We start from the raw sequence: 9,857 nt of genomic DNA, 5'->3' as shown, positions 1-9,857 counted from the left end.
GCTGACGTGGTTTGAATTTGATTTTCGAAGAGTATTATTCATCTTCGTCATCATCGAAGCCCGCTAACAGATCGTTGACTTTTACAATGCTTTCTGCAGCTCGGCTCTTGTAGTCCGCATCTGCGCCTGTAAGGCTGGCATTGATAAATTCAATCACCATTGGAAGATTCATTCCTGCGTAGAGTTCAATGTCGCGACCTTCCATGATCAAACGGCTTACCACGTTACATGGTGTACCACCGAGAAGGTCCGCAAAGACTAGGAAATCATCCAATCCTTCGATAGCAGCTTCAAATTTTGCAGTAAATTCTTCTGGACCATCTTCTGGAAGAAGGGCCACTGCATGAATGTTGTCCTGTGGACCCATGATCATTTCTGTGCTACCTTTAAGTTCTTCACAGAAACGACCATGACTCACCAAAATTAATGATTTACTCATAAATTATGCGCCCATTCCAAGCAAGAATTTACCGATGAATGAAAGACCTACTGCAAGAACGATAATGATACCGATCGCTTTAGTAGAGTTCATACCTTTCTTACCAAGCAACCAGAAGATAAAGGCAGTAAAGATTGCTGGAAGCAAACGTGGGAAGATTGAGTTCAAGATGTCTTGGAAGTCAATCATCTTTTCACCGATTGGCAATTTGTAAGAAATCTCAAAGTTGATCATTGTTGCTACAAGAGCACCCATCATGAAGACACCAAGTACAGATGCAGCGTCAATCAAAGCTGTCAAAGTACTTTGCATGTTGTTGATAAGGTTAACCCCTTCTTTGTAGGCAAATTCCAATTGTTTCCAACGGAAGATGTCATAAGCAACTGCAACTGCGATCCAAAGGAAGATACCCCATGGTTGGCCAGCGATAGCCATAGTTGCTGCGATAGATCCCATGATAGCAGGTACAAGTGAACCAAAGATTGTATCTCCAAGAGGAGCAAATGGTCCCATCAAACCTGTCTTGATACCGTTAACGGCATCTTTTGAACCCACACCATCTTTTTCTTCCATGGCAAGGTCAAAACCAGCGATAATAGTGTGGAAGAATGGTGAAGTATTGAAGAATTGAGTATGAACTTTCATCATTTCTTTCAATTCAGGAGTTCCATCCCCATACATTTTACGTAATTGTGGCAAGATCATGTAAAGGTAACCAGAAGCTTGCATACGTTCGTAGTTCCAACCTAATTGGAAAGTAAACAAGCTACGTTTGTTGATTTGATTAAAATCTTCTTTTGTTAGTTTGTAATTAGAATTCGTCATCTTCGATTTCCCCACTTTCTGATGGTGTAGAAGGTGCTGCTACAGCAACTTTTTGGCTGTTCTTGAAGTGAACAACTGCAAGGAAGATACCCACGATAGAGATACCGATCATAGACAATCCTTTGAAGTTGTTAACAAAGCCAATTTTTTCAGCAACTTCAGCAGGAAGAGTGCCAATGATTCCAGCAACTGCTCCACCAAGACTTGTTACGTTTGAGTAAAGAACAGTCAACATAGCTGTCAAACCGAATCCCATAGCAAGGTAGTGAAGGTTACGTTTAACTGGAAGGTAACGAAGCAAGATAGCGAATCCAAGACCTGGAAGCATACGACCTGCAAGAGTCAAACCGTCTGCAACCCATTGGTATTCTTTAACAAGGTTTACAACACCTTGTACGAATTCTCCACCGAAAGCAAGGGCGAAGAATACTGGAAGGGCACGAGAAAGAGCCCATGGAATCGCACCAAGTAGGTAGTTGCGTTCGATACCTTTGTAGTCAAAGCGTTCGATCGCAGCATCAATACGGTGTGCAAAGAAAGTAGTTGTCATACGTCCAAGAACGTCGAAGTATGTCAAAAGTGCTGCTACTGGTACAGCGATTGTTGTAATCGCAAGATCTGTATCAATACCTTGAGAGATAGAGAATGCTGTTGCAAGAACCGCACCAGAAGTTGCGTCGATACGAGAAGCACCACCAAAGGTACCAACCCCGAGAACGAACAACTGCAAGCTACCACCGATAAACAAACCAGTTGTCACATCTCCCATGATCAAACCAGTAATGAAACCAGCGAATACAGGGGAACCTGCAGATGAAACGATTGTCAACTCATCACAGATTTGATAAGCTGAGTACAAAGTGAGAAGTAAAATTTGCCACCATTGTATCATAACAATGACCTCCTAAAAATTTTTTCCTATTTTAATAAGCTCAAAAAGTCTGAAACTGGATCATTTGGAACCATTTGAGCAGTGAGTTTCACACCTTTTTCTGCTAGTTTGTGGAAATCTTCCACATCCTTGTCTACCACGTTGATAGAACGTGTGATAGAGCGAGTTTCTGGTGTTTGAGACATATTGCCGACGTTGAGTGTTTCAAGCGGAACACCTGCTTCGACCAAACCAAGGAAACGGTCTGGTTTACGTGCAACGATAAAGAGACGTTGGCTATCGTATTTACCAGCAAGGATATTTGCTGCTGCTTTCTCAACTGGCAAGATACTGAGTTTCACACCTGGTGGTGTCGCAAGTTTCAAACCACTCTTTTCAATATCGTTGTTAACAACTTCGTCGTCTACAACCATAATGCGTGAAACATTTAGTTTTCCAGCCCAAAGATTGGCTACTTGACCGTGGATCAAACGTCCATCGATACGGCATCCTACAATTGTCATAAGTTTTCCCCCTTTATGTGTTTTAGTGTAGGTTTACGAGTTAAATGAATCTCTTCTTTATATTCGCCCTCAGTTTCAAAGATGATGATGCGGTTAGCACCTTCCTTGAGATAGCTATGAGGGATATAAAGTGAGAGGGTCGGGCCGACGTTCCAGAAACGTCCTAAGTGACGCCCGTTGACAAAGGCAACTCCCTTACCAAACTCAGACAAGTCTAAGTAGGTATCCTTCGGCTCTTCGACCGTAAAGTCGAAAGCGTAAAAGGCTGGCTGTCCTTCTGTCCATCCTTTTGAAAAATCAATTTTCTCAGGATTATCCAGTGGCAGTGGATATTGTTTCCAATTCAGTAAGAAATGTAGATCCTTGCAGACACCTGTACGAATTCCTTTACGTTGCGTATCTGCCAAGAACTTATGACCGTAGTTGACACGCCCCATATTTTCGATCAAGATGTCAATTTCTGAAAAGCCTTCTCGATTGCCCTGACAGTAGATATCTTCACCTATCTCTGTCTGGTATTGAGTAGCAATCCATTGACCATCTACAAAGAGCTGAGCTCGGTCACGTCCATCGATGATACGGAGACGTTCTTCTTCTGCATCCCAACTTGCCTCATTGCGGTAGAGAAGGTAGCCATAACTTTGACCAAGTTCTTCCATCGCTTTTGGATAGAGGCTTTCAGTAGGACTAGAGAGACTATCCAGAGTTTCAAACAAGGAAACTTTTTCGACCAATGGAATGGACCCTATCTCCATGCTTTCCTTATAGAGTGGTTCCAACTGTGGATAATCTGGGAAGTGGGTTGCCATCATCTTCTTGACTGCTAAGTATTTAGCAGTTGGATTTCCTTCTTCATCCAGAAGGGCATCGTAATCATAAGATGTAACTTGTGGCAAATCCAAGGTTCCTCGAGCCGAGCAACCATTCATGAAGCCAAAGTTTGTACCACCATGGAACATGTAAAGATTGATGGAACCTTGTTCCAAAACCTCTCGAACTGCATCTGCCAATTCTTTGGGATCCCGTGTGATAATCGGTTCTTTCCAACGATTGAACCAGCCATCCCAGAACTCCATACACATGAGCGGCCATTTCTTGCCATGTTCATCAAAGAATTCCTGCATCTGTGAAAAGTTGTACGGAGCTTTAGAACCAAAGTTTCCTGTTACAAAGAGGTCATCTTCGATTAAGGTTCCAGCTTTCAGAGTAGCTCTCCATGGACCATCTGATGTAAAGAGAGGACAGGTTACGCCACGCTCTTCCATCAACTGTCGAATTGCTCTTAGGTAAGCCTTATCTTCGCCATAAGAACCATACTCATTTTCAACCTGCATCATAAGGATATTGCCACCATTGTCCAACAAATGTGGCACCAACCGTGACAAGAGCTGGTCATAGTAGCGACCGACAGCTTCAATATAAGCAGGATCTGAGGAACGAAGCCTCATATCTTTGGTTAAAAGCCAAGCTGGTAAGCCACCGAATTCCCACTCCGCACAGATGAAGGGAGAGGGACGAACGATAGCGTAGAGACCCAAATCTTGTGCTGTCTGAAGAAATCGCTCCAAATCCAGAGCTCCTTCAAAGTGAAACTCACCCTCACGAGGCTCGTGTAAATTCCAGGCCACATAAGTCTCTACTGTATTAAAACCAAGAGCCTTCAAGTTATAGAGCGAATGATACCAATCTTCTGGAGGAACCCTAAAATAATGAATGGCGCCAGATAAAATCTTAAATGATTTTCCATCGAGATAAAAATCATCCCGTATCTCAAATCGTGTCATATTCTTACCTTCTGACAATAAAGTTTACGCTTTCATTTGTTGATATAGTAAATATATCTCAATATCTTACATTTGTCAATAGGTTTTCACAATTTTTTTCATTTTTCACTAAATTTTACACAAAAAACTTATAAAAATCTTGTAATCTATAGTCATAACAACATTTTAGCACCATGTATAAAAATGTAGGTTTTTCTATTTATTCCTATGTAAATTAACCTTATAGCCTATTATTCTAATTTTTTTATTCAAAAGGCTACTATTCTTTCCAGTTTTATGGTAAAATCTTTAACGGAGAAGGAAAATCGAGGTGAAAATATGGCAATTCCAAAGTATCAATATATTAAAGATGAGTTAAAGAACAAAATCATTTCTGGTCAATTTGCCAGTGGAGATAAATTCTACACTGAAGCTGAATTGATTGCAATGTATGATGTTAGTTCTATCACAGTTGTTCGCGCTTTAAACGACCTTGCCAAGGATGGCTATATTGTCCGTCAACAAGGAAAGGGTACATTCGTTTCACGCGCACGCAAACACAAACTCGTAGAGTTTTCAGATGTAGAAGTTTTTGAAACTAAAGATGATAAAGTTACCGTCCTTTCTATTGAGCGTGGAAATAAACTAAGCTACTTAGAAAAACTTGGACTACGCGGAGATCAGTTCTACTACAAGATTGAACGCGTTCGCGAAACAGGTGGTGTTGTGTACATCTACCATACATCTTACATCCCAGAACAATACATCAACGCAAATTATCCAAATCTTGAATATTATAGCTCTATCTATAACCGTTTCAAATTGGATTACCACATTCACATGAATGATGAACATTTTGAAGAAATCAATGAAATAGCATTTCCAACTCCAGAACATGCGGCTTCAATCCTCGGAGTCGATGAACAATTCCCAACCGTTTTACAAACCAAGACTACTAAACTAGAGTCTACTGGTCAAGTTCTCGCATACAGCGAAACATATAAACGCGCAGATTACTACAAAATCAAATTCATTTCATGTGACCGTGATCACTAAGAAGAAAGCCTAAGCCTTGCTTGGGCTTTTTCTATGCTTATTATACCATACCAAAAAGGTAGCGCTTACCTTTTATAGTAGATTCTATAGTTTGTAGAGTATTTTATAGAAATAGGGCTAAAAAATTTCTACTAAATATATATATGTTTCTTTTACAACCAATCTGAAATCTTAAGCTTAAATTTTATATTTTTTTATACTTATTATAGTTTTTTATCACCTCCTCTTGACTCTTATTAATATAAGAAATAAAATAAGGGTGTTGTTTTATGTAAACGCTATCAATATAAAATACAATCAGGAGGTTTTGCAATGAAACAAGAAAAACAACAACGTTTTTCCATTCGTAAATACGCTGTAGGAGCAGCTTCTGTTCTAATTGGATTTGCCTTCCAAGCACAGGCTGTTGCAGCCGATGGAGTTACTCCTACTACTACGGAAAACCAACCGACCATCCATACGGTTTCCGATTCCCCTCAACCATCCGAAAATCGGACTGAGGAAACACCTAAAGCAGAGCTTCAACCAGAAGCTCCAAAAACTGTAGAAACGGAAACTCCGACTACTGATACGGTAGCTAGTCTTCCAAAAACAGAAGAAAAACCACAAGAGGAAGTTAGTTCAACTCCTAGTGATAAAGAAGAAGTGGTAACTCCAACTTCTGCTGAAAAAGAAACTACCGATAAAAAGGCAGAGGAAACTAGCCCTAAAAAGGAAGTTCCGAAAGAGGCTAATTCTAAAGAGTCGGATACAGATAAGACTGATAAACCAGAAGCTGACAAGGATAAACCAGCTGAAAAAGATGCTAAGAAAGATGAACCGAAAGCAGAGGCTGACAAACTGGCAACAGAGGCAGGAAAGGAAGGTGCTGCAACTGAAAACGAAAAATTAGCTAAACGAAAAATCGTTTCAATTGATGCTGGACGTAAATATTTCTCACCTGAGCAGCTCAAAGAAATCATCGATAAAGCGAAAGAATATGGTTACACAGATCTTCATCTCTTGGTAGGGAACGATGGCCTCCGTTTCATGCTGGATGATATGTCTATGAAAGTGGGCGATAAAACCTACTCGAGTGATGATGTCAAACGCGCCATTGAAAATGGAACAAATGCTTATTACGATGATCCAAATGGTAACCATCTCACTGAAAGTCAGATGACAGATTTGATTAATTATGCCAAAGATAAAGGAATTGGAGTGATTCCAACTGTCAATAGTCCTGGACATATGGATGCTATTCTCCATGCTATGAAAGAACTTGGCATTGAAAATCCTAACTTTGATTATTTTGGTACAAAATCTGAACGAACTGTTGACTTAAATAATAAACAAGCAGTCGATTTCACAAAAACTCTGATTGACAAATACGCTAACTACTTCTCTAACAAATCTGAAATCTTCAATATTGGACTAGATGAATATGCCAATGATGCGACAGATGCTAAAGGTTGGAGTGTGCTTCAAGCTGATAAATATTATCCAAATGAAGGTTACCCTGAAAAAGGATATGAAAAATTCATCTCTTACGCTAATGACCTCGCTCGTATTGTAAAATCTCACGGTCTCAAACCAATGGCCTTTAACGACGGTATCTACTACAATAGCGACACAAGCTTTGGTAGTTTTGACAAAGACATCATCGTTTCTATGTGGACTGGTGGTTGGGGAGGCTACGACGTTGCTTCTTCTAAACTACTAGCTGAAAAAGGTCACCAAATCCTTAATACCAATGATGCTTGGTACTACGTTCTTGGACGAAACGCTGATGGCCAAGGTTGGTACAATCTCGATCAGGGGCTCAATGGTATTAAAAACACACCAATCACTTCTGTACCCAAAACAGAAGGAGCTGATGTCCCAATCATCGGTGGTATGGTAGCTGCTTGGGCCGATACCCCATCTGCACGTTATTCTCCATCTCGCCTCTTCAAACTCATGCGTCATTTTGCAAATGCCAACGCTGAATACTTTGGAGCCAACTACCAACCTGCAGAAAAAGCACTAGAAACTATACCAAAAGACTCTAACCGCTATACTGCTGAAAGTTTTGCTGCTGTAAAAGAAGCTGAAAAAGCCATCCGTTCGCTCGATAGCAATCTCAGCCGTGCTCAACAGGATACCATTAATCAGGCAATTGTTAACCTTCAAGAAGCTATCAAAAACTTAGTCTTTACACCAGAAGCTCAAAAAGAAGAAGATGCTAAACGCGAACTTGAAAAACTGAATAAGAATAAAGTCATTTCCATCGATGCAGGTCGCAAATACTTCTCTCTAGATCAACTTAAACGTATCGTAGATAAGGCTAGTGAACTCGGATATTCTGATGCCCATCTCCTTCTAGGAAATGATGGACTTCGCTTCCTACTCGATGATATGACTATTACTGCCAACGGAAAAACCTATGCTAGTGATGACGTTAAAAAAGCTATTATCGAAGGAACGAAAGCTTACTACGACGATCCAAATGGTACTGCATTGACACAGGCAGAAGTGACAGAGCTTGCTAAATACGCTAAGGAAAAAGGTATTGGTCTGATTCCAGCTATCAATAGTCCAGGACATATGGACGCTATGCTGGTTGCCATGGAAAAACTTGGCATCACAAATCCTCAAGCCAACTTTGATAAGGTTTCAAAAACAACCATGGACCTTGAAAATCAAGAAGCAGTTGGATTTACTAAAGCCCTTATCGGTAAGTACATGGATTACTTTGCTGATAAATCAAAGATTTTCAACTATGGTACTGACGAATACGCTAACGATGCGACCAACGCCCAAGGTTGGTACTACCTCAAATGGTATGGACTCTATAACAAGTTCGCAGATTATTCTAACAGCCTAGCTGCTATGGCCAAGGAAAGAGGGCTACAACCAATGGCCTTCAACGATGGTTTCTATTATGAAGACAAGGACGATGCTGAATTTGATAAAGATGTCCTGATTTCTTACTGGTCTAAAGGCTGGTGGGGTTACAACCTTGCTTCACCTCAATACCTAGCAAGTAAAGGTTATAAATTCTTGAATACCAACGGTGACTGGTACTATGTTTTAGGAAATCACAAACAAGATGAAGCTTATCCTCTTTCAAAGGCAATTGAAAATTCTGGAAAAGTTCCATTCAATCAACTAGCTTCTACCAAATATCCTGAAGTTGACCTTCCAACAGTTGGTAGTATGTTAGCTATATGGGCAGATAAACCAAGCGCTGAATACAAGGAAGAGGAAATCTTTGAACTCATGGCTGCCTTTGCAGACCACAACAAAGACTACTTCCGTGCTAATTATAATGCTCTCCGCGAAGAATTAGCTAAAATTCCTACAAACTTAGACGGATACAGCACAGAGAGCCTAGCTGCACTCAAGGCAGCAAAAGATGGACTGAACCTTAACCTCAACCGCAGCAAACAAGCTGAATTAGACGCACTAGTAGGTAAGCTCAAGGCCGCTCTTCAAGGCCTCAAACCAGCTGCAACTCATTCAGGAAGCCTAGATGAAAATGAACTAGCTGCTAACGTTGAAACCAAACCTGAACTAGTTGTGAAAACAGAAAGCATTCCGTTTAAAGTCATTCGAAAAGAAAATCCGAATCTCCCAGCAGGCCAAGAAAAAGTTGTCAAAGCTGGAGTTCTAGGTGAACGCACTTCTTACGTATCTGTTCTTACTGAAAATGGAAAGGCCAGCGAAACAGTTCTAGATAGTCAAGTAACCAAAGAACCTGTCGATCAAATTGTGGAATTCGGAGCACCAATTACACATGTCGGCGATGAGAATGGCCTTGCTCCAATCGCAGAAGAAAAACCTAGACTAGACATTCCTAAGGAAGAGCCTAGCCGAACAGAAACTCCTTTCAAAGTAGTTGTTGAAAGCGGGCCTAAGGCTGAATCTAACTCTGCTAACGGAATCACTCATCAATTAGCAGATGGTAAAAATAGTAAACCTGGATGGAAATTAATTGAAAGCAAATGGTATTACTATGATCATGCAGATAAAGTGAAGACCGGTTGGGTTAAAGACGGAGCATGGTACTACCTAGATGAGTCTGGTGTAATGAAAACTGGTTGGCAGAAAGTAAATGGTACATGGTATTATCTTGATAACTCAGGTGCTATGCAAACTGGTTGGATCGATCAAGGTGGATCATGGTACTATCTCAACGACTCAGGTGCCATGCAAACCGGCTGGGTCAACCAAGGAGATACATGGTATTATCTTGACAACTCAGGTACAATGAAAACTGGTTGGTTCCAAGTTGAAGATAAATGGTATTATTCATACCCTTCAGGAGCCTTAGCTGTCAACACAACAATTGATGGCTACGCTGTAAATGCCGACGGCGAATGGATTCAATAAGATAAAATGAAAGATTTATATCCAGA

7 protein-coding genes are annotated in these 9,857 nt (G+C 40.6%); 2 read left to right on the top strand and 5 right to left on the bottom strand.

The window, feature by feature from the left end; all coding sequences use genetic code 11:
• Positions 1-34 precede the first annotated feature (34 nt).
• The 5 genes from JQ841_RS02385 to JQ841_RS02365 are packed head-to-tail and all read right to left on the bottom strand — an operon-like array spanning position 35 to position 4,443.
• Positions 35-439 carry a PTS sugar transporter subunit IIA gene (locus tag JQ841_RS02385; RefSeq protein ID WP_000045700.1) on the bottom strand — a complete coding sequence of 135 codons (405 nt, stop codon included), beginning with the start codon at positions 437-439 and terminating at the stop codon, positions 35-37.
• Positions 440-442: 3 nt separating this feature from the next.
• Complete coding sequence (locus tag JQ841_RS02380; protein ID WP_000185287.1) at positions 443-1,264, bottom strand: PTS system mannose/fructose/sorbose family transporter subunit IID; 822 nt, start codon at positions 1,262-1,264, stop codon at positions 443-445.
• The gene (locus JQ841_RS02375; RefSeq protein ID WP_000616990.1) at positions 1,251-2,156 is read right to left on the bottom strand and encodes a PTS mannose/fructose/sorbose/N-acetylgalactosamine transporter subunit IIC; all 906 of its coding nucleotides are present in this window, start codon (positions 2,154-2,156) and stop codon (positions 1,251-1,253) included. Before JQ841_RS02375 ends, JQ841_RS02380 begins: the two co-directional genes overlap by 14 nt.
• 26 nt (positions 2,157-2,182) lie before the next feature.
• Complete coding sequence (locus JQ841_RS02370) at positions 2,183-2,659, bottom strand: PTS sugar transporter subunit IIB (protein WP_000156968.1); 477 nt, start codon at positions 2,657-2,659, stop codon at positions 2,183-2,185.
• Entirely contained in the window at positions 2,656-4,443 is a 1,788-nt protein-coding gene (locus JQ841_RS02365; RefSeq protein ID WP_203180011.1) for a glycoside hydrolase family 35 protein, read from the bottom strand. Before JQ841_RS02365 ends, JQ841_RS02370 begins: the two co-directional genes overlap by 4 nt.
• A gap of 318 nt (positions 4,444-4,761) precedes the next feature.
• On the opposite strand from JQ841_RS02365, the gene JQ841_RS02360 reads away from it, so the two are divergent.
• Both JQ841_RS02360 and JQ841_RS02355 read left to right on the top strand, forming a co-directional pair.
• Entirely contained in the window at positions 4,762-5,478 is a 717-nt protein-coding gene (locus tag JQ841_RS02360; RefSeq protein ID WP_001007193.1) for a GntR family transcriptional regulator, read from the top strand.
• 312 nt (positions 5,479-5,790) lie between these two features.
• Positions 5,791-9,831: a family 20 glycosylhydrolase gene (locus JQ841_RS02355; protein ID WP_203180010.1), complete on the top strand. Its 4,041-nt coding sequence runs from the start codon at positions 5,791-5,793 to the stop codon at positions 9,829-9,831.
• Positions 9,832-9,857 lie beyond the last annotated feature (26 nt).

The organism is Streptococcus mitis (assembly GCF_905187535.1).
Taxonomy (GTDB): domain Bacteria; phylum Bacillota; class Bacilli; order Lactobacillales; family Streptococcaceae; genus Streptococcus; species Streptococcus mitis_BS.
The sequence above is the reverse complement of the archived record's forward strand: the minus strand, read 5'-3'. Positions and strand labels throughout refer to the sequence as shown.

Excerpts from the sequence above, each read along its gene's own strand:
- JQ841_RS02385 (WP_000045700.1), bottom strand. The coding sequence starts at position 439 with ATGAGTAAATCATTAATTTTGGTGAGTCATGGTCGTTTCTGTGAAGAA.
- JQ841_RS02380 (WP_000185287.1), bottom strand. The coding sequence starts at position 1,264 with ATGACGAATTCTAATTACAAACTAACAAAAGAAGATTTTAATCAAATC.
- JQ841_RS02375 (WP_000616990.1), bottom strand. The coding sequence starts at position 2,156 with ATGATACAATGGTGGCAAATTTTACTTCTCACTTTGTACTCAGCTTAT.
- JQ841_RS02370 (WP_000156968.1), bottom strand. The coding sequence starts at position 2,659 with ATGACAATTGTAGGATGCCGTATCGATGGACGTTTGATCCACGGTCAA.
- JQ841_RS02365 (WP_203180011.1), bottom strand. The coding sequence starts at position 4,443 with ATGACACGATTTGAGATACGGGATGATTTTTATCTCGATGGAAAATCA.
- JQ841_RS02360 (WP_001007193.1), top strand. The coding sequence starts at position 4,762 with ATGGCAATTCCAAAGTATCAATATATTAAAGATGAGTTAAAGAACAAA.
- JQ841_RS02355 (WP_203180010.1), top strand. The coding sequence starts at position 5,791 with ATGAAACAAGAAAAACAACAACGTTTTTCCATTCGTAAATACGCTGTA.